The following is a 25,571-nucleotide window of genomic DNA, read 5'->3' as shown; positions in this document are numbered from 1 at the left end:
TCAGGAGTCCAGCGCCAGGCGGGGTTTCGGCGCGTCCGTACGGCCGGTGGGCGCCGGGCGGCGGCCCGCGAGGTACGGGGTGGGCCAGGGCGCGCCGGGGCCTTCGTAGGACTGGTCGGCGGCGGCGTGCAGTGTCCAGTGCGGGTCGTACAGGTGCGGGCGGGCCAGTGCGCAGAGGTCGGCGCGGCCCGCGAGCAGCAGCGAATTGACGTCGTCCCAGGAGGAGATGGCGCCGACCGCGATCACCGGCAGGCCCGTCTCGTTACGGATCCGGTCGGCGTACGGCGTCTGGTAGGAGCGGCCGAAGGCGGGCCGCTCGTCGGCGACGACCTGGCCGGTGGAGACGTCCACGGCGTCGGCGCCGTGCTCGGCCAGCGCGCGGGCCACGGCGACGGCGTCGTCTCCCGTGGCGCCGCCCGGCGCCCAGTCGGTGGCGGAGATCCGTACCGTCAGCGGCCGGTCGGACGGCCACGACTCCCGTACCGCGTCCAGGACTTCGAGCGGGAAGCGGAGCCGCCCCGCGAGGTCGCCGCCGTAACGGTCGGTGCGGTGGTTGGTGAGCGGGGACAGGAAGGAGGAGAGCAAGTAGCCGTGGGCGCAGTGCAGTTCGAGCAGGTCGAAACCTGCGCGGGCGCCGCGCTCGGCCGCCGCCGCGAACTGGTCGCGGATCTCGGCGAGTTCGTCCGCGCGCAGGGCGTGCGGCACCTGGTTGACGCCTTCGCGGTACGGCAGCGGCGAGGGGGCGACCAGCGGCCAGTTGCCGTCGGGGAGCGGCTGGTCGATGCCGTCCCACATGAGGCGCGTGGAGCCTTTGCGGCCGCTGTGGCCGAGTTGGAGGCCGATGGCGGTGCCGGTGCCGCCGGTGCCGCTCGCACCCGCACCGGTCCCGCCCATACCGCCCTGCTGGTGGACGAAATCGGTGATCCGCCGCCAGGCGGCTTCCTGTTGGCCGTTCCACAGGCCGGTGCAGCCGGGGGTGATCCGGCCGTGCGGGCTGACGCAGACCATCTCGGTCATCACCAGACCGGCCCCGCCGAGCGCTCGCGCGCCCAGGTGGACGAGGTGGAAGTCGCCGGGCAGGCCGTCGCGCGCCACGTACATGTCCATCGGTGACACGACGACGCGGTTGCGCAGCGTCAGGCCGCGCAGCCGGAAGGGGGTGAACATCGGCGGAGTGCCGGGCGGCGCCCCGAAGCCGCGCTCGACGCGGTCGGTGAACTCCCGGTCGCGCAGCCGCAGATTGCCGTGCGTGACGCGGCGGCTGCGGGTCAGCAGATTGAACGCGAACTGCGTCGGCGGCTGGTCCACGTAAGCGCCGAGCCGTTCGAACCACTCCAGGCTGGCCAGCGCCGCCCGCTGCGTGCTCTCCACCACCGGCCGCCGCTCGCTCTCGTACGCGGCCAACGCCGTTTCGGTGTCGGGCTGTTCACGCAGGGAAGCGGCGAGCGCCAGCGCGTCCTCCATGGCGAGCTTGGTGCCGGAGCCGATGGAGAAGTGCGCGGTGTGGGCGGCGTCGCCGAGCAGGACCGTACGGCCGTGCCGCCAGCGCTCGTTGACCACGGTGGTGAAGGGCTGCCAGCGGGAGCGGTTGGCGTGCAGGGCGCGGCCGTCGAGGAGGCGGGCGAAGAGTTTTTCGCAGGCGGCGATAGTGGTGGCGGTGGCGGTGGCTTCGGCCGCTTCGCGGTCGAAGCCCGCGCGGCGCCAGACGTCCTCGGCCATCTCGACGACGAAGGTGCTGGCGCCCGGCCGGTACGGGTAGGCGTGGGCCTGCATCACGCCGTGCGGGGTCTCCAGGATCTCGAAGCGGAAGGCGTCGAGCGGGAGGTCGGCGGAGAGCCAGATGTAGCGGCAGCCGTGGGTGGTCAGGCGGGGGCGGAAGACGTCGGCGTGCGCGGCGCGGGTGGCGCTGTGGGCGCCGTCGGCGGCCACCACGAGGTCGTGGTCGAGGGCGAGCCGGGCGGCGGAGGGGGCCGGGGTGCGGACGCGGACGTCCACGCCGAGGTCGCGGCAGCGCTCGTACAACAGCGCGAGCAGCCGGCGCCGGTCGAGGGCCGCGAAGCCGTGGCCGCCGGAGCGGGTGAGGCGGTCGCGGTGCCGGATGTCGATCGCTTCCCAGCGGATGAACTCCTCGCGCATGGCGGCGTAGACGGCCGGGTCGGCGTTCTCGATGCCGCCCACGGTCTCGTCGGAGAAGACGACGCCGAAGCCGAAGGTGTCCTCGGGCGCGCCGCGTTCCCACACCGTGACCGTCCGGTCCGCGTCAAGGCGCTTGAGGAGCGCGGCGGCGTAGAGGCCGCCGGGGCCGCCGCCGATGACGGCGATGCGCTCGGGACGGCGGGCGCCCGCCGTCCGGTGGCCGCCGGGCACGGCTAGTGGCCTTCCCACTTCGGCTCGCGCTTCGCGGTGAAGGCGGCGTGGAATTCGGCGTAGTCGGCGCTGGTCATGAGCAACGCCTGCGCCGCGGCGTCCATTTCGACGGCGGCGCCCAGCGGCATGTCCAACTCGGCGGTGAGCAGCGCCTTGGTCTGCTGATGGGCCAGCGCCGGGCCCGCCGCCAGTCTGCGGGCGAGCGTGGCGGCGGCCTCGTCGGCGCCGCCCTCCTGCGCGCTCTGGCTGACCAGGCCGATCCGCTCCGCCTCCGCCGCGTCGACGCTGTCGCCGAGCATCAGCAGCCGGGTGGCGTGGCCGAGCCCGACGAGCCGGGGCAGCAGATACGCGGCGCCCATGTCGGCGCCCGACAGGCCGACGCGGGTGAACAGGAAGGCGAAGCGCGCGGAGGGCTCCACGATCCGGAAGTCGGCGGCGAGGGCGAGCACCGCGCCCGCGCCCGCGGCGATGCCGTGCACGGCGGCGATCACCGGGAAGGGCGCCTCGCGGATCGCCCGGACGACCTGTCCGGTCATCCGGTTGAACTCCAGCAGCTCGCCGGTGCCCATGGCCAGGGTGGCGCCGATGATCTCGTCCACGTCGCCGCCCGAGCAGAAACCGCGGCCCGCGCCGCCGAGGACCAAGGCGCGGGTCCCACCCTCCCTGGCCAGCTCGGCCAGCAGGTCGCGCAGGTCGGCGTAGGCGCCGAAGGTCAGTGCGTTGAGCCGTTCCGGCCTGTCGAAGGTGACGGTGACGACGCCCTCGGCCCGGTCGACGCGCAGATGGCGCCAGTGGCCGGTGGGGCTCGCGGAGCTGGGATACGGACTCATGCGCGGCCTCCTCGTCTCGACGTTATCACCTGTTTGTGACTGTCGTCAGGAGGGCGAGACAAGGAGGAGGCGGGGGGCGAACACCGGGCGGACCGAGAGCGGCGCGCGCGGCCGGGTACGGGCCGGAGGTCCGCCCGCTCGCGGGCCTTTGGTCCCTACGACTTCCTTCCGGACGCCTCTGCTGACCGTATTGTCCGATTCCTAGGGTGGAGGACATCGGGGTGAGCGAGCCCCCGCCCCGTCAGGATCGGAGCAGCGATGACCAGCCCCACCCGCACCGCAGGCGAGTTCCCCGACCGGCCGACGGTCTGGCGGATCGACCTGCCGCACTCCCCCGCCGCCGTCCCGCTGGCGCGCGCCATGGTCCGTACCGTCCTGGTCGAACTCGGTCAGGACACCGGCCCCGACACCGACACCGCGGAACTCCTCACCGCCGAGGTCGTCGCCAACGCCGTGGAGCACACCCCGCCGGGCGACATCGAGCTGTTCGTGGAACTGCTCCCGCACGGCTTCCAGGTCGAGGTCCACGACCAGGGCCTGGAATTCCCCGTCGGCCTCAATCTCCTGATCCCCGCCCAGCCCGACCCCCCGCGCCACGACGACCTGGCCGAGCACGGCCGCGGCCTGATCCTGATCCGCGCGCTGAGCGCCGACTCCGGCTACCGGCTGACCGGCACCGGCAAAGCCGTCTGGTTCACCCTGCACTGACCTGCGCTGACCTGCGCTGACCGCCGCAGCGGCCGGGCGTGGGCTCGGGACCGGTGCGGGCACCGGGCTCAGGCCAGCGTCGCCACCAGGACCGCCTTGATGGTGTGCATACGGTTCTCCGCCTGGTCGAAGACCACCGACCGGTCGGATTCGAAGACCTCGTCGGTGACCTCCAGCGACGTCAGCCCGGTGCGCTGGTGGATCTCGCGGCCGATCGCGGTGCCCAGGTCGTGGTACGCGGGCAGGCAGTGCAGGAAGCGCACGTCCGGGTTGCCGGTGGCCGCGAGGATGTCGGCGGTGACGGCGTACGGCGCCAGCAGCGCGATCCGCTCGTCCCAGACCTCCTTCGGCTCGCCCATCGACACCCACACGTCGGTGTGGACGAAGTCGGCGCCGCGCACGGCCTCGGTGACGTCCTCGGTGAGGGTGACGCGGGCGCCCGAGATCTCGGCGAGGCGGCGGGCCTCGGCGACCACGGACTCCTGCGGCCACAGGCTGGCGGGCGCGGCGACACGTACGTCCATGCCCAGCAGCGCGCCCGTGACCAGCAGCGAATTGCCCATGTTGGAGCGGGCGTCGCCGAGGTAGGCGTAAGCGATGCCGGTGAGCGGCTTCGCGCTGTGCTCGGTCATGGTGAGGACGTCGGCGAGCATCTGGGTGGGGTGCCATTCGTCGGTGAGGCCGTTCCACACCGGGACGCCCGCGTGGGCGGCCAGCTCCTCGACCACGGCCTGGCCGCTGCCCCGGTACTCGATGCCGTCGAACATCCGGCCCAGCACGCGGGCGGTGTCCTTGACCGACTCCTTGTGTCCGATCTGCGAGCCGGACGGGTCGAGGTAGGTGGTGGACGCGCCCTGGTCGGCGGCGGCGACCTCGAAGGAGCACCGGGTGCGGGTGGAGGTCTTCTCGAAGACCAGCGCGATGTTACGGCCGCGCAGTCGCTGCTCCTCGGCGCCCGCCTTCTTAGCCGCCTTCAGCTCCGCGGCCAGCTCCACCAGGTGGCGGAACTCCTCGGGCGTGAAGTCCAGCTCCTTGAGGAAGTGGCGGCCCTTGAGGTCGACGGCCATGCGGGGACTCCTAGGTCGGGGGTGCGGGTAGGTCGGGGGTGCGGGACGAACGAGATTGGAAGTCTATACGTAGATCGGCATTCTTATACAGACCTCTCGTGTGCCGTACACGCACCCCGCCGGGATCAGGCGCTCAGACCGCGTCACGCTCGATCGGGCAGCTCATGCAGCGCGGGCCGCCCCGGCCCCGGCCCAGCTCGCTGCCCGGGATCTCGATCACCTCGACGCCGCGCTTGCGCAGAAACGTGTTGGTGGTCGCGTTGCGCTCGTAGGCGACGACCACACCCGGCTCCACGGCCAGGACGTTGCAGCCGTCGTCCCACTGTTCGCGCTCGGCGGCGTGCACGTCCTGTGTCGCGGTGAGCACGTCGATGGAGTCCAGGCCGAGGGCCGCCGCGATGGCCCGGTGCATGTGCTCGGGCGAGTGGTCGGTGACCTTCAGGTCGCCCGCGCCCGAGCCGGGCTCGATGGTGTACGAGGGCAGCATCCCCAGCCCCGCGTACTGCGTGAACGTATCGCCGTCGACCATCGTCATCACCGTGTCGAGGTGCATGAAGGCCCGCCGCTTCGGCATGTCCAGGGCCACGATGGTTCGCGCGGAGCCGGCCTCGAACAGCCCCTGCGCCAGCATCTCCACGGCCTGCGGGGTGGTGCGCTCGCTCATCCCGATCAGCACGGCGCCGCCGCCGATGACCAGGACGTCGCCGCCCTCGATGGTGGACGGGTAGTCGGCCTGACCCTCGGACCAGACGTGGAAGTCGCCGCCGGAGAACAGCGGATGGTGCCGGTAGATCGCCTCGAAGTGCACCGTCTCGCGCTGCCGGGCGGGCCAGCGCATGGCGTTGATGCTGACGCCGTCGTAGACCCAGGCCGAGGTGTCGCGGGTGAAGATGTGGTTCGGCAGCGGGGCGAGCAGGAAGTCGTCCAGGTCCATGGCGTGGAAGCGGACGGAGACGGGTTCGGCGAAGCGCTCCAGGAATTCGCGCTTGGTCATGCCGCCGATCAGCGCCTCGGTCAGCTCCACGACGCCCAACCGGTCGAACGCCTCCCGCAGATGGGACGTGGCCAGCGGGCCGTACTCCTTGGCGTCGAAGACCCGGTCCAGGACCAGCTTCTTGGCCTCGGGCACCAGCATCGACTCGCGCAGCAGGTCGCCGAAGAGGTGGACCTCGACGCCCCGGTCGCGCAGCACGTCCGCGAAGCCGTCATGCTCGGCGCGGGCCCTGCGCACCCACAGGACGTCGTCGAAGAGCAGCGCGTCCTTGTTGCTGGGGGTCAGGCGCTTCAGTTCGAGGTCGGGGCGGTGCAGTATGACGCGGCGCAGCCGCCCGGTCTCGGAGTCGACATGGAATCCCATGCCTCCATCCTGACCACCGCGCCCCCGATTCACGCGCCCCAGCGGCGGGACGCGCCGCGCGCGCCGCGTCAGCCCGCGCCCGCGCACTGCGGCGGATACGCCGAACTCCCCCATCTCGTCCTCTTGACGATAAGAGAATCGCTCGATATCGTCGCACTGACGAGAAAGAGGGGCTCATCATGGCCGACATCACCAGGCGCTTCGGCTGGCGCCATCTGCGTTCAGCGCCCACCGCGCACATCTGCCACCACTCGCGCGGCGCGCTCGTGCACGACGGGCCCGGCCTCAGCTTCTGGTACCGGTCACTGACCGCCGCCCTCTCCGAAGTGCCGGTCGACGACCGCGAGTTGGCGATGTCCTTCCACGCCAGGACCTCCGACTTCCAGGACGTCAGCGTGCAGTCGACCGTGACGTACCGGATCAGCGCCCCTGCCACCGCCGCCGAGCGCCTGGACTTCTCCATCGACCCCGACACCGGGATCTGGCGCGGCGCCCCGCTCGAACAGCTCGCCACCCTGCTCACCGAGACCGCCCAGCAGCACGCGCTCGACGTCCTGGCCCGTACCGCGCTGGCGTCCGCGCTGGTCGACGGCGTGGCGGCGGTACGGCAGCGGATCTCCGACGGGCTCGCCGCCGAGCCGCGACTGGCCACCACCGGCATCGAGGTCGTCGCCGTACGCGTGGTGGCGATCCGGCCGGAGCCCGAGGTGGAGCGCGCGCTGCGGACGCCCGCGCGTGAGCAGATCCAGCAGGAGGCGGACCGGGCCACGTACGAGCGGCGGGCCGTCGCCGTCGAACGCGAACGGGCCATCGCCGAGAATGAGTTGGCCAGCCGGATCGAACTCGCCCGGCGCGAGGAGCAGTTGGTCGAGCAGCACGGCACGAACGCGCGCCGCGAGGCGGAGGAGAACGCGGCGGCCGACGCCGTGCGCGCCGAGGCCGAGGCCGCCCGGCTCGTCCGCCTCGCCCGCGCGAAGGCCGAGGCGGCGCGCGAGGCGGGTACGGCGCGCGCCGAGGCACAGGCCGGGTGGCTGCGGGTGCACGGCGACGTGGATCCGGCGACGCTGCACGCGCTGGCGCTCAACCGGGTCGCGGAGAACCTGCCGCGGATCGACAGCCTCACGCTCACGCCCGATATGCTCACCGGCCTGGTGGAACGGCTCGGGCGTCCCGGCGGCGGCGGGGCGGGCCGGGGCTCCGGTGGTGAGGGGCGGTGAGCCTCGCCCCGCGCGCGGTGCTGGTGCACCGGGTCAGCGAGTACGAGGAGTTGCTGGCCCGGCACGGCACCCACGGCCAGGCGGCGTTCTTCCTCTCCTCGCGCGGCCGGAGCATCCAGGAGGTGCGGGAACGGCATCAGCGCGGGCGGGCCGCGCTCGCCGAGGTGGCCGCGGCGGTGCCGTTGCAGTGGCGGCAGGCCCGGGTGGAGCGGGCCGATCTGGACCGTTTCCTCTTCGCGCCGGAGGACGTGGTCGTGGTGATCGGCCAGGACGGACTGGTCGCCAATGCCGCCAAGTACCTGGCGGGGCAGCCGGTGGTGGGGATCGACACCGACCCCGGCCGTAATCCGGGCGTGCTCGTACGGCACCGGGCGGGCGACGCGGGCAAGCTGCTCGACTCCGCCGCGCGCGGCGGCCGGGCCGACGAACTGACCATGGTGGAGGCCGTCGCCGACGACACACAGCGGCTGCTGGCGCTCAACGAGATCTACCTCGGGCCGCCGGGACACCAGACCGCCCGCTACCGGCTCGGTCCCGACGACGATGCCGCACCCGCGGAAGCCCAGGCGTCATCGGGCGTTCTGGTGGGTACAGGCACGGGTGCCACGGGCTGGCTGAGGTCGCTGTGGCAGGAACGCGGCAGCGGCCTGGCGCTGCCGGGTCCCACGCAGCCGCGGCTGCTGTGGTTCGTCCGTGAGGCATGGCCCTCCCCCGCGACCGGCACTTCGCAGGTCGCGGGCGTGCTGGCCGCGGCCGACCGGCTCCGGCTGACCGTCGAGTCCGACCGTCTGGTCGCCTTCGGCGACGGCATGGAGTCCGACGCGCTGGAGCTGACCTGGGGTCAGACCGTACGCCTCGGCCGGTCGGCGACGGCGCTGCGGCTGCTGGGGTAGAACCGGTTCGGCGCACGGAGATCGAGCGGTTCGGCGCACGGAGATCGAGCGGTTCGGCGCACGGGGATCGAGCGGTTCGGCGCACGGGGATCGAGCGGTTCGGCGCACGGGGATCGAGCCCGGTCGGACCGCCCACCGGAGGGGTGTGGGCGGCCCGGCCGTATGACGGGCATAACCTACGGCGTCACAGCCGGGGGTCGACCGGCTCCGACTCCAGGGCCAGTACGGCGAAGACCGCCTCGTGGACGCGCCAGAGCGGTTCGCCGGCCGCCAGCCGGTCCAGCGCCTCCAGGCCGAGCGCGTACTCGCGCAGGGCGAGCGAGCGCTTGTGGCCGAGGAAACGGGACCGCAGCCGCTCCAGGTGCTCCGGACGGGTGTACTCGGGACCGTAGATGATCCGCAGATACTCCCGGCCGCGGCACTTGATGCCCGGCTGCACCAGCCGCCCCTTCTCGGTGCGGACCAGCGCGGCGAGCGGCTTGACGACCATGCCTTCGCCGCCCGCGCCGGTCAGTTCGAGCCACCAGCGCACTCCGGCGGCGACCGACTCCTCGTCCGTGGTGTCGACCAGCAGCCGCCCGGTGGTTCCGAGGAGCCCGGTGGGGTCGGCCTCGACCAGCCGGTCGATGAGCGCCAACTGCTCGTCGTGCGGGAGCGCGGCGAGGCTGCGGCCCTGGACGGCGAGGAGCTGGAACGGCGCCAGCCGTACGCCGTCGAGCCCGTCGGTGGTCCAGCAGTACCGGCGGTAGGCATCGGTGAACGCCGCCGCGTCCGACGCCCGTTCACGCTGTCTGCCCAGCAGGTCCGCGACGTCGGTGCCGCGCGCCGCCGCGGCTTCGAGCGCGCTCAGGGCGGCGGGGAAGACCGCGCCTCCCGCGGCGCCGACGGCCGCGTACTGCTTGCGCAGCAGGCCGGACGCCTTCAGCGACCAGGGCAGCAGCTCGGCGTCGAGCAGCAGCCAGTCCGTGGACAGCTCGTCCCACAGTCCGGCCGCCGTGACGGCCGCGCGCAGCCGGGCCAGCACCTCCTCGGTGACGGCCCCGTCGTCGAAGAACGGCCGCCCGGTACGGGTGTGCACCGCGCCGGTCGAGCCGTCGGCCGTGTCGAAGTGCGTCCGCGCGGCGGCCTCGTCGCGGCAGACCAGGACCACCGCGCGGGAGCCCATGTGCTTCTCCTCGCAGATGACCTGGGCGACACCGCTCTCGCGGTAGTCGGCGAAGGCGTCCGCCGGGTGCTCCAGCCAGCCCTCCTGCCGCGAGGTCGCGCAGGGCGACATCGTCGGCGGCAGGTAGGCGAGCAGGCGCGGGTCGACGGCGAAGCGGCTCATCACCTCAAGGGCCGCCGCCGCGTTCTCCTCACGGACCGCGAGCCGTCCCATCTGCCCGGTCTCCACGACCCGCCGCCCGGTGACGTCCGCCAGATCCAGCGGGCGCCCGTCGAAACCACCCGGCGCCTCCGTGACCAGCGGCTTGACGGGCTCGTACCAGACCCGCTCCGCCGGTACGTCCACGATCTCGCGCTCGGGCCAGCGCAGCGCGGTCATCTTGCCGCCGAAGACCGCCCCGGTGTCGAGGCAGATGGTGTTGTTGATCCAGGACGTGTTCGGGACCGGGGTGTGGCCGTAGACGACGGCGGCGCGCCCGCGGTAGTCCTCGGCCCACGGGTAGCGCACGGGCAGGCCGAACTCGTCGGTCTCGCCGGTGGTGTCGCCGTACAGCACGTGCGAGCGGACCCGGCCCGAGGTGCGGCCGTGGTACTTCTCCGGCAGACCCGCGTGGCAGACCACCAGCTTGCCGCCGTCCAGCACGTAGTGGCTGACCAGACCGTCGATGAAGGCCGCGACCCGCTTGCGGAACTCCGGGTCCCGGGCGTCCTCGCGCTCCAGCTGCTCGATGGTCTCGGCCAGTCCGTGGGTGTGCTGCACCTGGCGGCCCTTGAGGTAGCGGCCGAGCTTGTTCTCGTGGTTGCCGGGCACGCACAGCGCGGTGCCCGCCTCGACCATGCCCATGACGCGGCGCAGCACACCGGGGCTGTCCGGGCCGCGGTCGACGAGGTCGCCGACGAAGACGGCGGTGCGCCCCTCGGGGTGCGCGCCGTCGACGTAGCCCAACTCGGCCAGCAGCGTCTCCAGTTCCGAGCTGCATCCGTGGATGTCGCCGATGATGTCGAACGGTCCTGTGAGGTGCGTCAGGTCGTTGTAGCGGCGCTCGGTGACGATCTCGGCGGAGTCGATCTCCTCGGTGCCCCGCAGGATGTGCACCTTGCGGAAGCCCTCGCGCTCCAGGCCCCGCAGCGAGCGGCGCAGTTCGCGCTGGTGCCGCTGCACGACGTGGCGCGGCAGCGAGGCCCGGTCGGGGCGCTCGGCGTTGCGCGCGACGCAGACCTGCTCGGGTACGTCGAGGACGACGGCGATCGGCAGTACGTCGTACTCCCGGGCCAGCTTGATCAACTGCTTCCGGCTCTCCGACTGCACGTTCGTGGCGTCCACGACCGTGCGGCGGCCCGCCGCGAGGCGCTTGCCCGCGATGTAGTGCAGGACGTCGAAGGCGTCGGCGCTGGCGCTCTGGTCGTTGTCGTCGTCGCTGACCAGGCCGCGGCAGAAGTCGGAGGAGATGACCTCGGTGGGCTTGAAGTGCCGTGCGGCGAAGGTGGACTTGCCGGAGCCGGTGGCGCCGATCAGGACGACGAGGGACAGGTCGGTGACGGGCAGCGTGCGTGGTGCGGTCATGCCGCCGCCTCCTTGCCGGTAGTCGTGTTCGTGGTCGTGTGACGGGTGTCGGTCGTGGGCGCGGGCGCGGGCGCGGTGATCGTGAAGACCGCCATCTGGGTGGGCGGGCCGACCTCGGGGTCGTCGGGGCCGACGGGGGTGAAGGCGATGTCGTATCCGTGCCGGGCGGCGACCGTCGTCGCCCAGTCGCGGAACTCCTCGCGGCTCCACTCGAAACGGTGGTCGGCGTGCCGGACATGGCCCGCGGGCAGCGTCTCCCACCGCACGTTGTACTCGACGTTCGGCGTCGTCACGACCACGGTCCGCGGCCGGGCGGAGCCGAACACCGCGTACTCCAGGGCGGGCAGCCGCGGCAGGTCGAGGTGTTCGACGACCTCGCTGAGCACGGCCGCGTCGTAGCCCTTGAGCCGCGTGTCGGTGTACGCCAACGAGCCCTGGAACAGGGTGACCCGGGCCGCCTGCCGTTCGCTCAACCGGTCCAGACGCAGCCGCCGCGCCGCGCTGCCGAGCGCCCGCACCGATACGTCGACGCCGACGATCTCCGTGTACCGCACGTCCTTCAGCAGCGCGCCCACCAACTGGCCCTGCCCGCAGCCCAGGTCGAGCACGCGCGTGGCCCCGGCGTCGCGCAGCGCCCCGAGGATCGCCTCGCGCCGCTGAACGGCCAGCGGCGTCGGCCGCTCCTCCGCCTCCTCGCCGTCCGGGCCGACGGTGTCCTCGACCGCGTTGTCGATGGCCTCGACCTCGATGTCGTCGGCCTCCGCCAGCCGGGCCAGCTCAAGCCGCTCCATCGCCTGCCGGGTCAGCGCCCAACGCCGTGACAGATAGCGGCTGGTGATCAGTTTCTGCTCCGGGTGCTCCTCCAGCCACCCCTCGCCGAACCGCAGCAGCTTGTCCACCTCGTCCGCCGACACCCAGTAGTGCTTGGCGTCGTCGAGCACCGGCAGCAGCACATAGACCTGCCGCAGCGCGTCCGACAGCCGCAGTTCCCCTTCGAGCACCAGCCGTACGTACCGCGAGTCGCCCCACTCGGGGAACTCCGTGTCCAGCGCCACCGGCTCGGCCTCGACCCGCCAGCCCAGCGGCTCGAACAGCGCGGCCACCAGCGCGGGGCCGCCGCGGGCGGGCAGCACCGGCACCTCGATCCGCAGCGGCAGCGGCGCCGCCGCCCGCTCCGGCATTGTGCGGCACTCGCCGCGCAGCGCACTGGAGAAGACGGTACGCAGCGCCACCGCGAGCAGCGACGAGGCCGCGTAGGGCCGGTCGTTCACATACTGCGCGAGCGCGGCGTCGGGCGCGCCGCCCCGGCCTTTGCCCTTGCCCTTCCCCCGGCGCGCCAGTGCGGGCGGATCAATCTCCAACAGCAGCGCGGCCGTGGTCCGCTCGACCGACGCCTCGGGATAGAAGACGTGCGCGTTGCCGTAGGAGGTGGAGAAGGTCTGTGCCTTCTCCGGGTGCTTATGCAGCAGAAACCCCAGGTCAGTAGCCGGGGCAGCCGCGGTGCCGGTGGTGGAGATCGTCAGGAACACCTCCCCGAGTATTCCCTCCCGCCCGCAGCCCGACCAGGGGTTTTTCCCGGCCCTAGGGCGTGTCCGCAAAGTCTCGTCTGGCCGGCGGCGCCTGGCACGCACTCCCCCAGACTCCGTCCGGGGGTGCCCCCACCGCCATTGCCGATCGCACGCACCAGACACCGCCAGCCCCGCCCTCCGGGCGGTGGGGGCACCTCCCGGACGGAGTCTGGGGGAGAGACCTTGCGGACACGCCCTAGTCCCCGCGCAGCACCTTCGACAGGGCGCTGATCCGGGACGGACCCACTCGGCAGCAGCCGCCGATCAGGCGGGCGCCCGACTGGTGCCAGGCGGCGACGCGGGCTGGGGAGAAGGTGGTGGCTCCGTCCCAGCGGCGGTGGTCGGCGTCCCAGCGCTCACCGCTGTTGGGGTAGACGACGACGGGTTTGCCGGTGACCGTCGCCGCCACCACCACCGCGTGGTCCGCGTCGGCGGGTGCGCAGCAGTTGACGCCCACCGCGATCACCTCGTCGCGGCCCGCGGCCACCGCGAAGGCGTCCGCCAGGGGCTGCCCGGCCCGGGTACGGTCGCCGAAGACGGTGTAGGAGAGCCAGACCGGCACGCCGGTCCCCTCGGCCGCCCGCAGCATGGCCTCGGCCTCGTCCGTGTCCGGCACCGTCTCCAGGGCCAGGACGTCGGGACCGGCCGCCGCCAGGGTCTCGATCCGCGGCCGGTGGAAGCGCTCCAGCTCCCGCACGCTCAGCCCGTACCGCCCGCGGTACTCGCTGCCGTCCGCGAGCATCGCCCCGTACGGCCCGACCGACGCCGCCACCCGCACGTCGGTCCGGTCCGCGCCCGCCCGCCGGGCCAGCTCCACGCTGCGGGTCAGCAGCGCGGAAGCCTCGGTCCGCCCGATACCGCGCCGGGCGAACCCCTCGTAGGTGGCCTGGTAGCTGGAGGTGATCAGCACCCGGGCTCCCGCCCGCATATAGGCGGTGTGCGCGGCCTCGATCTGCTCCGGGGCGTCGGCGAGCAGCCGGGCGGACCAGAGCGGGTCCGACAGGTCGCAGCCCTGGTCGGCGAGTTGGTTGGACAGCCCGCCGTCCAGGACCAGTGCCCTCTCGGCGGCGGCCGGGAAGAGCGGTGCGGGCGGGGTCGTGGGCATCGCGGCCTCAGCCCACCTGGGTCCTGACCCGGGACGAGATCAGCTCCAGGTGGTCGAGGTCGGAGAGGTCGAGAATCTGGAAGTAGAAGCGGGTGGAGCCCTGTTCCGCATACTGCCCGATCCGGTCGACGACCTCGGCGGGCGTGCCCGCCAGCCCGTTCGCCTTCAGCTCGTCCACCTCCCGGCCGATCGCGGCGGCCCGGCGGGCCACCTCGGCGTCGTCCTTGCCGACACAGGCCACCAGGGCGTTGGAGTACACCAGGTCGTCGGGGCCGCGCCCGGCCGCCTCCGCCGCCGCGCGCACCCGGCCGATCTGGAGCCCGCTGTCCTCGACCGAGGCGAACGGGATGTTGAACTCGGTCGCGTACCGCGCCGCCAGTTCCGGTGTCCGCTTGGCGCCCATGCCGCCGATCAGCACCGGGACCTTCGCCTGCGCCGGCTTGGGCAGCGCGGGCGAGTCCTTGAGCTGGTAGAACGTCCCGTCGTAGTCGAAGGTCTTGCCGACCGGGGTCTCCCACAGGCCGGTGACGATGGCCAGTTGCTCTTCAAGGCGGGCGAACTTCTCCTTCGGGAAGGGGATGCCGTACGCCGTGTGCTCCTCCTCGAACCAGCCCGCGCCGAGGCCGAACTCGACCCGTCCGCCCGACATCCGGTCCACCTGGGCGACCTGGATCGCCAGCACACCGGGGAGCCGGAAGGTGCCGGCCGTCATCAGGGTGCCGAGCCTGATCCGGCTGGTCTCGCGGGCGAGTCCGGCCAGGGTGATCCACGCGTCCGTGGGTCCCGGCAGTCCGGTCCCGTCGCCCATCTTCAGGTAATGGTCGGAGCGGAAGAAGGCGTCGAATTCCAGGTCTTCGGTCGCCTTGGCGACGGTGAGCAGGGTGTCGTACTCGGCACCTTGCTGGGGCTCGGTGAAGATTCGCAGATCCATTCCTCCATCCTGCCCCCATCACGGCGATCTCCGTCAACGGTCCGCCTCCCGGGTCAGCGCGCGCACGCGGTCCTTGGCCTCGTCCACCGCGTCCAGCGCTTCGATGCAGTTCCAGTACGCCGCCTCGTCCTCCGCGGTGCAGGTGATGGCGACCAGGGACAGGCCGATCGCGCCGAGCAGCGTGCGCAGGGCCCGCAGCGTGCCGTGCGGGTCGCGCACCCCGGTCAGCCGTGCGGCCCGCGGCGGGTCGCCGCCTGACGCGCCCACCACCGGTCCCGGCCCGGCGCGGACCACCGGCCGCTCGTGATCGGCGGTGAGCAGCCGCCCCACGGCCTCGGTCAGCTCGAACGCCTGCCACGCCTCCGCGATGACGTCGTCCGGCTGCGGCGATCGGCTCATCACTCGCTCCGCCTGGGCCACCAGTCGCGCTGCGTCCATGTCCCGCACCCCCTCTGTCCTGCGGCGATCCCTTCGCCGTTACTCAGAGTGACAGAGTTTCGCGGGTACGGAAAGGCCCCTCGGGAGATCTGTGGACAACTCCGCGCCTGTGGAAAACCTCGTCACCCGGACGAGGGATCGGCCCGCGGGAACCGCAGCTCGTTGCGGTCGATCTTCGCCGCGAGCGCGGCCAGCACGTCGATGCCGAGCACTTCGCAGAATTGCAGCAGGTACGCCAGCACGTCCGCGACCTCGTCGCGGACCCGGTGGGCGGACCCGTCGTCCGCCATCACCTCCGCCGCCTGTTCCGGGGTGAGCCACTGGAAGATCTCCAGGAGCTCCGCGGCCTCGACGCTCAGCGCGGCGGCGAGGTTCTTGGGCGTGTGGAACGGCTGCCAGTTCCGGGCCGCGGCGAAGGCGGCGAGGCGGCGCTGGAGCGCCGCCAGATCGGGTGCGTCGGTTTCTTCGGTCACCCCGACTGGTCTACCGCATCCTCGCGGCGGCGTGGCCGCGGGACCCCGAGCGCGGTGACCGAGACACCGCCGATCCCCTCCGCGAAGCTCGCGTCCTGGACGGTGCCCAGCAGCCGGATGTGCCCGCGTTCCGCGGCCGGGCCCGCCAGCCGCAGCAGTTCGCACAGTTGGCGGCGGTCCAGGCCGTGGTCGAGGCCGTCGCCCAGCACGGTCAGCACCTGACTGGCGGGCAGCAGCTCCGTACTCGTGTCGACGTCCAGCACTCCGGGGCCGGTGAGCAGCACCAACGCCAGCGCGAGGAAACGGAGTTCGCCGTCGCCGAGGCGGTCCACCGGGACCAGGCCGAGCGGGCCGCGGTCCACCGCGGCGATCACGGCGTCCACCGCCCGCGCCGTTTCCGTCGCTGGCCCGCCGCCCGCGCGGGCGCCCTCCGCCGCGCCGACACCCGTACGGGGACCGGCGCCCGTACGCGCGCCCGCGCCTGTACTCACGCCCGCGCCTGTACTCGCGGCGGCGCCCACCGCCAGCGCCGTGATGCCCTCCACCGGCGGACTGCACACCGCGCGCACCGCGTTGACCAGCGCCGCGTGCCGGGTGCCGCATTCGCCCTCGGTCCTGGCAAGGACGGCGGACAGGTTGTCGCAGGAGGCGCGCAGCCGTCCGTCGCCGACCGGGACGGGGCCGCGCATCAGCTCGGGGCGCGGCGCGATCGGGAAGACCCCGCGCAGCGCCACGACGACCTGTTCCGCGGCGGCCAGCACCAGGCGCTGTCCGTCGGTGCGTCCGGCGACACGCAGCGGCAACAGGGCAGTGGCGAGGCGGTCGTCGGGCAGCGGCGCGCGGGTGACCGCGACCAGGCCCGCGGTGTGCCAGGCGGCCTGCACCGTGCGGCGTTCCGGGTCGCGCAGCGCCGTCGTCAGCAGCGTCTCGCCCGCGCCGGTCAGCCGCTCGCCGACGATCCGCAGCGTGGGCTCCGCCTGGACGGCGATGTCGAGCCGCACGGGACCCACCGGGCCGGTGACCGTGCAGCCGATCCGGAAGCCGCGCCGTCCCTGCGGGTCGGGCTGCGCGTCCTGCGGTACGCACGCCGCCGCGCCACCGCGCACCACGGACTCGAAGACCTCGTCGAGCCCGTCCCCGCAGGCCAGCCGGCCGAGCGCGGCCAGCGCCTCCAGCACGCTCGACTTGCCGGTGCCGCTGCCCCCGCAGAGCAGGGTGAGCGGCCCGAGTCCGAACGACGCGCCCCGGTGCGATTTGAAGGCCGACAGCCGCAGTTCGGTGACGACGGGCCTGTCATGGATGCTGGTCATATGCGCGAACGTAACCAGGCCACGGCCTGCCGAACCGTTCCAGCGACCGTACCGTCCTCCGAACGAGCGACATCGCGCATGATTCGCGCGACGCCGCGCTTGCCCCGGCACCACCCGGAATCGACCGATTGTCAGTGCCGGCCGCTAGCGTGGCGATCGTGACGACCAAGGCCACCAGCACCAGCACCAATAAGAGCACGAGCACGAACACGGATACGGATACGGATACGGATACGGATACGGATACGCGCTACGTCGCGCTGCTGCGCGGAATCAACGTCGGCGGCAAGAACAAGCTGCCCATGCAGACCCTCAGGGACCTGCTGGCCTCCATCGGCGCCGCCGACGTCCGCACCCATCTCCAGAGCGGGAACGCCGTCTTCACCCACGCGCAGACCGATCCGGGGCGGCTGGCGGCGGACTTGGAGCAGCGGATCAGCGACGAATTGGGGCTGACCGTCGCCTGCCTGATCCGTACCGGCGCGGACCTCCGGCGGGTCGTGGACGCCAACCCGTTCCCGATGGCCGGGGTGAATCCGTCGCGCTTCATGGTGACGTTCCTGTCGGGGCCCGTCCCCCTCGACAAGCTGGCGGCGATCGACGCGGCGGCGTACGCGCCGGACGAATTCCGTCCCGGGCGGAGCGAGATCTACGGCCACTTCCCCGACGGCGTGCACAACTCCAAGCTGGCCGCACAGTTCTCCGACCGCCGCCTCGGCCTGACGGCGTCCACCCGCAACTGGAACACGGTCACCAAACTGGTGGCGATGAGCGAGGAATAGCCTGATGCGATGAGTGCCGATCATGTCGACTGGACGTCGGTCGCGGCCGACGGATTCCCCTTCCCCGAGGGCGTCCCCGCGCCGCGGCTCGCCGCCGAGCTGTCCGTCATGCTGACGTCCCCTGACCCCGGGACGCGCGACGACCACGCCTATACCGGCGCCGCCCGCTGGATCAGGGACGGACGTCTCGACGCCGTCCTGGAAACGCTCGGGGACGACGCGGCCGACCGTTTCACCCACCCGGAGGTTCAAGCCAGGGCCTTCGCGCCGCTGGTCATCTGTTCCGTGCTGACGCGGGGCGACGCCGTACCCGGGCTCGTACCGCGAGAGGCGGCGGAGCGCTGGTACGCGCGGTTCTCGGCCTGGTATCCGGCCGAGCGCGACACCCGCGGCTGGGACGACGCGCTGGGCTGGCTGCACGCCGTGGCGCACGGCGCCGACGCCGCAGCCGCGTTCGCGAAGGCCCTGCCGGAGCGCCGCACCGACCTGCTGGAGCTGTGCGCTCACAGGATGACGGCCGAGCGGACCGACTACCGCTACGCGCAGTTGGAGGACGCGCGGCTGGCCCGCGCGCTCACCCGTATCCTCCAGGCCCCCGGACTGACCGTCGAGGAGGCCGCCGACTGGCTGACCGTCGTTCACAAGGCCCTGGAGGGCGGCGGACCCGGCGCGGTCCCGGTCTGGGCGTTCAACACCTTCACCACCCTCCAGTCGCTCCATCTGCACCTGGTACGCGGCATCGCCGACGAGGGCGTCCCGCCGCACGCGCGGGAGGTCGCCGCGCGCGTCGCCGACCTCCTGCGCCTGCCGTACTACTGGCTGGCCTGAGGCTGGCGGCGGACCGTAGCCGAGCGGCCGGCCCGCGGGCGGGCCTCCGGCTGGTCGAGCCCCAGGCCGTTCAGGACGCCTTGCAGGTAGCCGATCGCGTGGGCCCGGCCGCGGCTGCAGTACGCCTCGGAGGAGATGTCGCCCCAGGTGTCGAGGTCGCCGATCATCGCCGGGACGTGGTCGTCGATGAGGAACCCGTCGAATCCGGCGTCCTCGAGGCGGCGGATGACCCGCGCCGGATTGAAGTTGCCCTCGCCGAGGAAGCACTCGCTGAAGCGAGGCACGGTGCCGCGGACGTCCCGGAAGTGGACGTAGAAAATGGACGGCCCCAGCAGGTCGATGACCTCGTTGACGCTCTCCTCGCCCGCCATCTCCGACACCGTGCCCAGGCAGAGGTTCAGGCCCCAGGACGGGCTGCCGCCCGCCTGGTCGCGGGCCCGTCCGATGGCGGCGGGCGAGGTGAAGATCCGGGCGATGCCGCCCAACGGCACGTCCACGGGCGGGTCGTCGGGGTGCAGGGCCAGCCGTACGCCGACCTCCTCGGCGACGGGCAGGACGGCGTCGAGGAAGTACTGGTGGTTGGCCCACATCCGGTCGGCCGTGGCCGGCTCGCCGACGGGGTGGTCGGGGGTGAGCCGGTATCCCGCGAGCGCGTTGCCGCGGGAGACGTCCGCCAGGTCGAAGGCGCTGACCTTGGCGCCGCCGCGGCCCGCCGCCGCCATGTCCGTGCGCCAGACATACGTGGCGAGGAAGTTGTAACCGAGCAGGTCGATGCCCACGGCGGCGAGATTGCGGATGGTTCTGAGGTAGTTCTCGATCTGCTCGTCACGGCCCGGCAGTCCGCGCTGGATCTTCCAGAAGTGCGCGAGCGGTACGTTCTCCAGGCCGTCGATCGCGAGGCCGTCGGCTTCGCAACGGTCCTTCAGGGCCCGCAGTTCGGCCTCGCTCCAGAAGCCGTCCTCGCCGGGCAGCAGGTCAGGGGTGTGGAGCTGGACGCCGGTGAGCCCGAGTTGGCGCGCGAAGGTCGCCACCCGCGCGTCGTAGGTGTCGATGTGTCCGAGCGAGAGTCGTATGGTCATGCCCGGCCGACCCGCTGCCGCTGGCGGCCCAGCCCGTCGATCTCCAACTCCATGGTGTCGCCCTCCTTGAGGTAGGGGAAGCGGCCCGACAGCGCGACGCCTTCGGGCGTGCCGGTGTTGATGACGTCGCCCGGTTCGAGGACGGTGAACTGGCTCAGCTCGTGGATCAGCGTGGCGACGTCGAAGACCATGTCCTTGGTGCCGGACGCCTGGCGGGGTTCGCCGTTGACCCAGGAGCGCAGACCGAGGGCCTGGGGAGACGCGATCTCGTCCGGGGTGACCAGCCAGGGCCCCAGCGGGTTGAACGTCTCGCAGCTCTTGCCCTTCGACCACTGGCCGCCGCTGGTCTCCAGTTGCAGGGCCCGCTCGGACACGTCGTTGGAGATCGTGTAACCCGCCACGTGGGCCAGGGCGTCGGCGGGCGAGTCGAGGTAGCGGGCCCGGCGTCCGATGACGACGGCGAGCTCGACCTCCCAGTCCGTCGTGGCGGAGCCGCGCGGCAGCAGGACGTCGTCGTCCGGTCCCACGACGCAGTGCGGTGACTTGTAGAAGACGACCGGCGCCTGGGGCGGGGCGGCGCCCGATTCCGCCGCGTGCGCCGCGTAGTTCATGCCGACGCAGAGCACGACACCGGGGCGGGCGACGGGCGGGCCGACGCGCTGCCCGGTGACGTCGGCGGCCGGAGGGCCGCCCGTCGCGATCGCGTCGCGCAGCCGGTCGGGTCCGTCGCCCGCGAGGAAGGCGCCGTCGATGTCGTCGGTGAGCGCGGACAGGTCGAGGTGGCGGCCGTCGGGAAGCAGGGCGACGGGCCGTTCGGCCCCGGGTGGGCCGACACGCATGAGCTTCACGGTGATCCGTTCGATGGTAGGGATGGTCAGCCGGCGAGCAGCCCGCCGTCGATGACCAGCTCGGTGCCGGTGATGAACGCGGCGGTGTCGGAGGCGAGGTAGAGGGCGGCCGCGGCGACCTCGGCCGGGGTTCCGAGGCGGCCCATCGGCTGCCGGGCGACGAGTTGGGCGCGGGCCTGCTCGGGGTCGTCGGCCGCGGCGAGCAGGCGGCCCACCCACGGGGAGTCGACGGTGCCGGGGCACACGGAGTTGCAGCGCACGCCGGTGCCCGCGTACTGCACGGCGACCTGGCGGCTGTAGGCGATCACGGCGCCCTTGCTGGCGCAGTACGCGGCGCGGTCCTTCAGCCCGACGAGTCCGGCGGCGGAGGCGGTGTTGACGATGGCGCCGTCGCCCTGGGCGAGCATGTGCGGCAGGGCCAATTTGGTGCCGAGGAACACCCCGCGGGTGTTGACCGCGAAGGTCGCGTCCCACTCCTCGACGCTGCACGCCAGGGTGTCGGTGCTGGAGGCCAGGCCCGCGTTGTTGCAGAGCACGTGCAGCGCGCCGGTCTCCGACACCGCCCGGGAGACGGCCGCGGCGAAGGAGTCGGGGTCGGTGACATCGACGGTGAGCGGGATGCCGCCTTCGGGTACGTCGGCGGGGTCGAGGTCCGCCGCGTACACGGTCGCCCCCTCCGCCACGAACTGGCGCGTCATCTCGCGGCCGATGCCGGAACCGGCGCCTGTGACGAGAACCGTCCGTCCGGCGAACCTGTTCACGTGGGGTTGTCCTTTCGTCGCGGTGATTCGGTGCGCCCGGCTGCCGCGCCCGGTCATGCCGTGAAGTAGTGCGGATACCGCGCGCGCAGCCCTGGCACGCGTTCGAGCGCGCGTCTGGCGTGACGGCTGATCAGGGCGCGCCCGCCCGCGATGTCGCGGGACTCCAAGGCATCGACGATCAGCCGGTGTTCGTCGATCAGGTCGCGCATCGTGGCGGTGTCGGGCTGGGCGAGCCGGCGCACTCTGTCGAGTTGCAGCTTCATCCGCTGGACGACCTGCCAGGCGCCGGGGTGGCCGCTGAGGGTGAAGATCGCGCTGTGCAGGGCCTCGTCGGCCTGGAAGAACGTGTCGTAGTCGGCGGTGCGGTAGGCGTGTTCCTGCTGTTCGAGCAGGTCGCGGAGGATGCCGACGTCCAGTGCCGGGTTGCCGCAGGCCGCCTCGAAGGCCGAGACCTCCAGGCTCTCGCGGACGAAGCGCGCTTCCTCCACGTCCCGTAGCCGGATCAGGCCGACCTGCGTGCCGACCTGCGGCACGACGTGGACGAGGCCGGTGTCGGCGAGCCGGGCGATGGCCTCCCGGACGGGCGTACGGCTGACGTGCAGCCGTTCCGCGATGTCCGTCTCCGACAGGGAGGAGCCGGGGGCGAGCCGCAGTTTGCGGATCGCGGAGACCAACTCGTCGTAGACGTGATCGGAGGCGCGGTTCCGCGTGCGGTCCCGGGTGATCGGCGACAGCCCTCCGGCGGGGCCGGGGGGTGCCTGCTCCTGGATGCGTGCTGGTCGGGGAGGATTCACGTCCGAATCCTTGCATGCCAGTATTCTTGTATGCAAGTATCCCGGTCGCCTACCCGGTGTCGTCCGCGGCGGTATGTCCGCTCCCCCATCGCCCCCTCATCGCCCCCGCCAACGCCCCCCATCACCACGGCACGAAGACACGAACCGCGCTGTACAGCAGCAAACCGAGAGGTCGCCATGATCATGCGCAGGGCACGACTCACCACCGCCGCGGTCCTCGCCGCGCTCAGCCTCGTGCTGACCGGATGCGGCGGCGGCAGCGGCGGCAGCGGCAGCTCCAAGGCGGACAGCGGCGGCCCGGCGGACATCACCTTCTGGGGCTGGGCCGCGGGCTACGAGAAGTCCGTCGCGCTCTGGAACAAGACGCACCCCGACGTCCACGTGAAGTACGAGGCCGTCACCAACGGCGGCGCCGGCGGCTACGACAAGATGCTCACCGCCGCCAAGGCGGGCAAGGCGCCCTGTCTGGCCCAGGTCGGGTACGAGACGTTCTCCAGTTTCCTCGCGGCGGGCGTGCTCCAGGACGTCAGCACGTACGTGAAGGACGGCAGGAGCGAGTTCCCCGACTGGGTGTGGGGCAACGTCGGCGTCGACGGCAAGGCGTACGGCGTACCGGTGGACACCGCGCCGATGGCGATGTTCTACCGGGCCGACCTGTTCAAGAAGGCGCACATCGCGCTGCCCAGGACGTGGGACGAGTTCACGGCCGCCGCCGCCGCGGTGAAGGCCGCGGACCCGGCGTCGCGGATCATGAACCTGCCCACCGATCCCTACCTCTACGCCGGGTTCGCGTGGCAGGGCGGCGCCCCCTGGTTCGGGGTGAAGAACGACGCCTGGTCCGTGTCGTTCGACAGCGCCGCCAACCGCAAGGTCGGCGACTACTGGCAGGGCCTGTACGACAAGGGGCTGCTCGCCTCGTACCCCGCCTTCGACGCGGCGCTGTACTCCGCGTGGAGCAAGGGGACGGTCTGGGCCGAGGTCGGTCCCGTCTGGTCGGCGTCCCTGATCCGGGACAACGCCTCGGGTTCCGCGGGCAAGTGGGCCGTCGCGCCGATGCCCCGATGGGCCGGTACGGACACGGTCGGGAACTCCGGCGGATCGGCCACGGCCGTGATGAAGGACTGCTCGCACCCGAAGGAGGCGACCGAATTCGCCACCTGGATGTCGACGGACAAGGAGTCGGTGTCGAACCTCATCGCCTCCGCGGCCATCCTGCCCGCGTCCAGGTCCGGGCTCACCAACTCCGCGCTGGACGCCCCGCAGAGCTACTACGGCGGCCAGCCCGTCTACCAGTTGTTCCGCACCGAGTCGGCCAAGGTCAACTCCGGCTGGATGTGGGGGCCGATCATGTCGATCTCGGCCACGACGCTCGGTGACGGCCTCGGCAAGGTGCACACGAAGAAGGCCACGTACGAGAACGCGCTCGGCGACGCCCAGAAGGACACGCTCAAGGCGCTGAAGTCCCAGGGCTTCTCGGTCAACCAGTAGCGGTCAGCCCATGGGGGCCAACCAGTAGGGCCGCGCGGGGGCCGCGAATCCGCCGCCCCCGCCCCGCCCCGCCTCGCCCCCGACCCGAGCCGACCCGACACGTCCCCCAGCACCCACGTTCCTTCAGAGAGAAGGTGACCGTGTCCTCCGTGACGACTCAACGGCGCCGACTACGCGAGCTCCGCCGGGCCGCGCCGTTCGTCCTGCCGTTCCTCCTGCTCTTCGTCGTCGTCTACCTGATCCCCACCGCGTACTCACTGGAGCAGAGCCTGTTCTCGGTGAAGCGCTCCGGCCTCGGGCTCGGCGGCTCGAAGACCGTCTTCGCGGGCTTCGACAACTACGTCGAGGTGTTCCACGACGCGGACTTCCTCGCCTCGCTGGGACGGGTGGCGTTCGTCGGCGTGATCCAGGTGCCGGTGATGCTCGGCATCGCGCTCGTACTCGCCCTTCTCCTGGACTCCGCGGCGGTCAAGGGCGGCCGGTTCTTCCGGCTCGCCTACTTCGTCCCGTACGGGCTGCCCGGTGTGATCGCGGGACTGGTCTGGTCGTTCCTGTACGCGCCGTCGCTGAGCCCGATCACCCGCGCGCTCGACTCGGTCGGCGTCCACGCCAGCTTCGTCACCGACGCCGCGCTGCCGTTCTCGATCGCGAACATCCTCACCTGGGCGTGGACCGGCTACAACACGATCCTGCTGTACGCGGCGCTCCAGGCCATCCCCGAGGAGACCATGGAGGCCGCCGCGATGGACGGCTGCACGGGGTGGCGGGCCGCGTGGCTGATCAAGGTCCCGCAGATCCGACCGGCGCTGCTGATGACCCTGGTCTTCTCGATCATCGGCACGTTCCAGCTCTACAACGAGCCCGCCACCATGAAGTCGGTGGCGCCGAACCTGTCCTCCACCTACACGCCGATCATGGCCACGCTGCGGTCGGTCTCCTCCAACAACTTCAACTACGCGGCCACGCAGTCGGTGGTGCTCGGTGCGCTGATCTGTGTGCTCTCCGTCGCCGTCTTCCGCGCGTCGGCCAAGAGGACCGACTGATGACCGCCACCGTGGAATCACCCGCGCGCACCACGCCGACCCCCCCGAAGCCGCGACCGCGACCGCGGCCGAAACGCGCCTCGGGAAGCCCGCTGACGACCGTGAACCCGGCGTCGCGGATGTTCGTGCTGGCCGTCATGGGCCTGTTCGCCCTCTACTTCCTGCTCCCGGTGTGGTGGCTGGTCGTCTCCGCCACCAAGGGCAGCGGGGAGCTCTTCTCCGGCAACGGCTTCTGGTTCGGCGCGCACTTCGCCCTCTGGGACAACGTCCAGACGCTGTTCGAGGCCCAGGGCGGCATCTACTCCCGCTGGTTGCTGAACTCGCTGCTGTACGCGGTCGGCGGCGGCGTCGTCTCCACGCTGCTGGCCACCATGTGCGGCTACGCGCTGGCGAAGTTCCCCTTCCCCGGCCGTGAGGCGGTGTTCGGCACGGTGCTCGCCGCCGTCCTGCTGCCCGCCCCCGTACTCGCCGTCCCGCTGTATCTGCTCTTCAGTCACACCGGCGTGATCAACACCTTCTGGTCGGTGTTCATCCCCAGCATCGTCAGCCCCTTCGGCGTGTATCTGAGCCGGATCTACGCCGCGTCGTCGATCCCGGACGCGCTGATCGAGGCCGGACGGATCGACGGGGCGGGCGAGTTCCGCATCTTCGTGATGGGGATGCGGATCATGGCGCCCGCGATGGTGACGATCTTCCTGTTCCAGTTCGTCGCGATCTGGACGAACTTCCTGCTCCCCTCGCTCATGCTCGCCGACAGATCGCTCCAGCCCGTGACCGTGGGGCTCGTCGGCTGGCGTGAGATGCAGGGCTATCCGATCGGTTACGCGACCGTCGTCACGGGCGCGCTGCTCTCGGTCGTGCCCGTCGTCGCCATGTTCGTGTCCTTGCAGTCCTTCTGGAGCAAGGGCCTGGTCGCGGGGTCGGTCAAGTAGCCGGTCGGTTCAACGGTCAGCAAG

23 protein-coding genes are annotated in these 25,571 nt (G+C 72.0%); 8 read left to right on the top strand and 15 right to left on the bottom strand.

All coding sequences use genetic code 11. From position 1 onward, the window contains the following. The gene (locus BGM09_RS18000; RefSeq protein ID WP_188282640.1) at positions 1-2,367 is read right to left on the bottom strand and encodes a bifunctional salicylyl-CoA 5-hydroxylase/oxidoreductase; all 2,367 of its coding nucleotides are present in this window, start codon (positions 2,365-2,367) and stop codon (positions 1-3) included. Positions 2,368-2,369: 2 nt separating this feature from the next. Beyond that, positions 2,370-3,197 (bottom strand): enoyl-CoA hydratase family protein, encoded by an 828-nt coding sequence (locus tag BGM09_RS17995; protein WP_188282639.1) that lies wholly within the window; start codon positions 3,195-3,197, stop codon positions 2,370-2,372. A gap of 258 nt (positions 3,198-3,455) precedes the next feature. Between BGM09_RS17995 and BGM09_RS17990 the strand changes: the two genes are divergently transcribed. Next, positions 3,456-3,905: an ATP-binding protein gene (locus tag BGM09_RS17990; RefSeq protein WP_188282638.1), complete on the top strand. Its 450-nt coding sequence runs from the start codon at positions 3,456-3,458 to the stop codon at positions 3,903-3,905. Positions 3,906-3,973: 68 nt separating this feature from the next. Here the strand turns inward: BGM09_RS17990 and argF are convergent, their stop codons facing one another. Next, complete coding sequence (argF, locus tag BGM09_RS17985; protein ID WP_188282637.1) at positions 3,974-4,972, bottom strand: ornithine carbamoyltransferase; 999 nt, start codon at positions 4,970-4,972, stop codon at positions 3,974-3,976. 133 nt (positions 4,973-5,105) lie between these two features. Then, positions 5,106-6,329, bottom strand: a complete 1,224-nt coding sequence (locus BGM09_RS17980; protein ID WP_188282636.1) for an arginine deiminase — start codon at positions 6,327-6,329, stop codon at positions 5,106-5,108. 179 nt (positions 6,330-6,508) lie between these two features. Here BGM09_RS17980 and BGM09_RS17975 point away from each other — a divergent pair, with 179 nt between their 5' ends. Together BGM09_RS17975 and BGM09_RS17970 are read left to right on the top strand one after the other, a co-directional pair. Then, the gene (locus BGM09_RS17975; protein ID WP_188282635.1) at positions 6,509-7,546 is read left to right on the top strand and encodes an SPFH domain-containing protein; all 1,038 of its coding nucleotides are present in this window, start codon (positions 6,509-6,511) and stop codon (positions 7,544-7,546) included. Then, the gene (locus BGM09_RS17970) at positions 7,543-8,439 is read left to right on the top strand and encodes a hypothetical protein (RefSeq protein ID WP_188282634.1); all 897 of its coding nucleotides are present in this window, start codon (positions 7,543-7,545) and stop codon (positions 8,437-8,439) included. The genes BGM09_RS17975 and BGM09_RS17970 overlap by 4 nt, the downstream gene beginning before the upstream one ends. Positions 8,440-8,623: 184 nt before the next feature. Here BGM09_RS17970 and BGM09_RS17965 read toward each other — a convergent pair whose 3' ends face one another. The 7 genes from BGM09_RS17965 to BGM09_RS17935 all read right to left on the bottom strand — a co-directional run bounded on the left by BGM09_RS17965 (position 8,624) and on the right by BGM09_RS17935 (position 16,992). Further along, a complete protein-coding gene (locus BGM09_RS17965; protein WP_188282633.1) occupies positions 8,624-11,167 on the bottom strand; it encodes a polynucleotide kinase-phosphatase in 2,544 nt (847 codons plus the stop codon). After that, positions 11,164-12,696, bottom strand: coding sequence for a 3' terminal RNA ribose 2'-O-methyltransferase Hen1 (locus tag BGM09_RS17960; protein ID WP_188282632.1), 1,533 nt, complete (start codon positions 12,694-12,696; stop codon positions 11,164-11,166). Before BGM09_RS17960 ends, BGM09_RS17965 begins: the two co-directional genes overlap by 4 nt. A 235-nt stretch (positions 12,697-12,931) precedes the next feature. Next, positions 12,932-13,840: a homocysteine S-methyltransferase gene (gene mmuM, locus BGM09_RS17955; RefSeq protein WP_188282631.1), complete on the bottom strand. Its 909-nt coding sequence runs from the start codon at positions 13,838-13,840 to the stop codon at positions 12,932-12,934. A 7-nt stretch (positions 13,841-13,847) separates the two neighbouring features. Further along, positions 13,848-14,771, bottom strand: coding sequence for an LLM class F420-dependent oxidoreductase (locus tag BGM09_RS17950; RefSeq protein WP_188282630.1), 924 nt, complete (start codon positions 14,769-14,771; stop codon positions 13,848-13,850). A 33-nt stretch (positions 14,772-14,804) separates the two neighbouring features. Beyond that, positions 14,805-15,209 carry a DUF6099 family protein gene (locus BGM09_RS17945; RefSeq protein ID WP_223187192.1) on the bottom strand — a complete coding sequence of 135 codons (405 nt, stop codon included), beginning with the start codon at positions 15,207-15,209 and terminating at the stop codon, positions 14,805-14,807. 122 nt (positions 15,210-15,331) lie between these two features. Beyond that, positions 15,332-15,682 carry a nucleotide pyrophosphohydrolase gene (locus BGM09_RS17940; RefSeq protein ID WP_188282628.1) on the bottom strand — a complete coding sequence of 117 codons (351 nt, stop codon included), beginning with the start codon at positions 15,680-15,682 and terminating at the stop codon, positions 15,332-15,334. Further along, positions 15,679-16,992, bottom strand: a complete 1,314-nt coding sequence (locus tag BGM09_RS17935; RefSeq protein ID WP_188282627.1) for an AAA family ATPase — start codon at positions 16,990-16,992, stop codon at positions 15,679-15,681. Before BGM09_RS17935 ends, BGM09_RS17940 begins: the two co-directional genes overlap by 4 nt. Before the next feature lie 158 nt (positions 16,993-17,150). Here BGM09_RS17935 and BGM09_RS17930 point away from each other — a divergent pair, with 158 nt between their 5' ends. After that, positions 17,151-17,774, top strand: a complete 624-nt coding sequence (locus tag BGM09_RS17930) for a DUF1697 domain-containing protein (protein ID WP_188282626.1) — start codon at positions 17,151-17,153, stop codon at positions 17,772-17,774. A 9-nt stretch (positions 17,775-17,783) separates the two neighbouring features. Beyond that, the gene (locus tag BGM09_RS17925) at positions 17,784-18,602 is read left to right on the top strand and encodes a DUF2785 domain-containing protein (protein ID WP_188282625.1); all 819 of its coding nucleotides are present in this window, start codon (positions 17,784-17,786) and stop codon (positions 18,600-18,602) included. On the opposite strand, the gene BGM09_RS17920 is transcribed toward BGM09_RS17925, so the two are convergent. From BGM09_RS17920 to BGM09_RS17905, 4 genes are read right to left on the bottom strand one after another with little or no spacing between them, the layout of a single operon-like run. After that, positions 18,587-19,681 carry a mannonate dehydratase gene (locus BGM09_RS17920; RefSeq protein WP_188282624.1) on the bottom strand — a complete coding sequence of 365 codons (1,095 nt, stop codon included), beginning with the start codon at positions 19,679-19,681 and terminating at the stop codon, positions 18,587-18,589. The genes BGM09_RS17925 and BGM09_RS17920 overlap by 16 nt on opposite strands. Beyond that, positions 19,678-20,529: a fumarylacetoacetate hydrolase family protein gene (locus tag BGM09_RS17915; RefSeq protein ID WP_188282623.1), complete on the bottom strand. Its 852-nt coding sequence runs from the start codon at positions 20,527-20,529 to the stop codon at positions 19,678-19,680. Before BGM09_RS17915 ends, BGM09_RS17920 begins: the two co-directional genes overlap by 4 nt. Positions 20,530-20,555: 26 nt before the next feature. After that, a complete protein-coding gene (locus tag BGM09_RS17910) occupies positions 20,556-21,290 on the bottom strand; it encodes an SDR family NAD(P)-dependent oxidoreductase (RefSeq protein ID WP_317452756.1) in 735 nt (244 codons plus the stop codon). Positions 21,291-21,343: 53 nt separating this feature from the next. Continuing rightward, the gene (locus BGM09_RS17905) at positions 21,344-22,084 is read right to left on the bottom strand and encodes a GntR family transcriptional regulator (protein ID WP_317452755.1); all 741 of its coding nucleotides are present in this window, start codon (positions 22,082-22,084) and stop codon (positions 21,344-21,346) included. A 183-nt stretch (positions 22,085-22,267) separates the two neighbouring features. Here BGM09_RS17905 and BGM09_RS17900 point away from each other — a divergent pair, with 183 nt between their 5' ends. From BGM09_RS17900 to BGM09_RS17890, 3 genes are all read left to right on the top strand, one after another. Beyond that, complete coding sequence (locus BGM09_RS17900) at positions 22,268-23,572, top strand: ABC transporter substrate-binding protein (protein WP_188282621.1); 1,305 nt, start codon at positions 22,268-22,270, stop codon at positions 23,570-23,572. A 149-nt stretch (positions 23,573-23,721) separates the two neighbouring features. Then, positions 23,722-24,615 (top strand): carbohydrate ABC transporter permease, encoded by an 894-nt coding sequence (locus BGM09_RS17895; protein WP_188282620.1) that lies wholly within the window; start codon positions 23,722-23,724, stop codon positions 24,613-24,615. Next, complete coding sequence (locus BGM09_RS17890; RefSeq protein ID WP_188282619.1) at positions 24,615-25,547, top strand: carbohydrate ABC transporter permease; 933 nt, start codon at positions 24,615-24,617, stop codon at positions 25,545-25,547. The genes BGM09_RS17895 and BGM09_RS17890 overlap by 1 nt, the downstream gene beginning before the upstream one ends. Positions 25,548-25,571: the final 24 nt, after the last annotated feature.

It is taken from the genome of Streptomyces sp. CBMA29, from assembly GCF_014596445.1.
In the GTDB taxonomy this organism is placed as follows: domain Bacteria; phylum Actinomycetota; class Actinomycetes; order Streptomycetales; family Streptomycetaceae; genus Actinacidiphila.
Note: the sequence above shows the minus strand (reverse complement) of the source record. Positions and strands in the feature narration are given on the sequence as shown.

Excerpts from the sequence above, each read along its gene's own strand:
- BGM09_RS17995 (WP_188282639.1), bottom strand. The coding sequence starts at position 3,197 with ATGAGTCCGTATCCCAGCTCCGCGAGCCCCACCGGCCACTGGCGCCAT.
- BGM09_RS17990 (WP_188282638.1), top strand. The coding sequence starts at position 3,456 with ATGACCAGCCCCACCCGCACCGCAGGCGAGTTCCCCGACCGGCCGACG.
- BGM09_RS17975 (WP_188282635.1), top strand. The coding sequence starts at position 6,509 with ATGGCCGACATCACCAGGCGCTTCGGCTGGCGCCATCTGCGTTCAGCG.
- BGM09_RS17900 (WP_188282621.1), top strand. The coding sequence starts at position 22,268 with ATGCGCAGGGCACGACTCACCACCGCCGCGGTCCTCGCCGCGCTCAGC.
- mmuM (WP_188282631.1), bottom strand. The coding sequence starts at position 13,840 with ATGCCCACGACCCCGCCCGCACCGCTCTTCCCGGCCGCCGCCGAGAGG.
- BGM09_RS17935 (WP_188282627.1), bottom strand. The coding sequence starts at position 16,992 with ATGACCAGCATCCATGACAGGCCCGTCGTCACCGAACTGCGGCTGTCG.
- BGM09_RS17920 (WP_188282624.1), bottom strand. The coding sequence starts at position 19,681 with ATGACCATACGACTCTCGCTCGGACACATCGACACCTACGACGCGCGG.
- BGM09_RS17945 (WP_223187192.1), bottom strand. The coding sequence starts at position 15,209 with ATGGACGCAGCGCGACTGGTGGCCCAGGCGGAGCGAGTGATGAGCCGA.
- BGM09_RS17980 (WP_188282636.1), bottom strand. The coding sequence starts at position 6,329 with ATGGGATTCCATGTCGACTCCGAGACCGGGCGGCTGCGCCGCGTCATA.
- BGM09_RS17950 (WP_188282630.1), bottom strand. The coding sequence starts at position 14,771 with ATGGATCTGCGAATCTTCACCGAGCCCCAGCAAGGTGCCGAGTACGAC.
- BGM09_RS17965 (WP_188282633.1), bottom strand. The coding sequence starts at position 11,167 with ATGACCGCACCACGCACGCTGCCCGTCACCGACCTGTCCCTCGTCGTC.
- BGM09_RS17890 (WP_188282619.1), top strand. The coding sequence starts at position 24,615 with ATGACCGCCACCGTGGAATCACCCGCGCGCACCACGCCGACCCCCCCG.
- argF (WP_188282637.1), bottom strand. The coding sequence starts at position 4,972 with ATGGCCGTCGACCTCAAGGGCCGCCACTTCCTCAAGGAGCTGGACTTC.
- BGM09_RS17925 (WP_188282625.1), top strand. The coding sequence starts at position 17,784 with ATGAGTGCCGATCATGTCGACTGGACGTCGGTCGCGGCCGACGGATTC.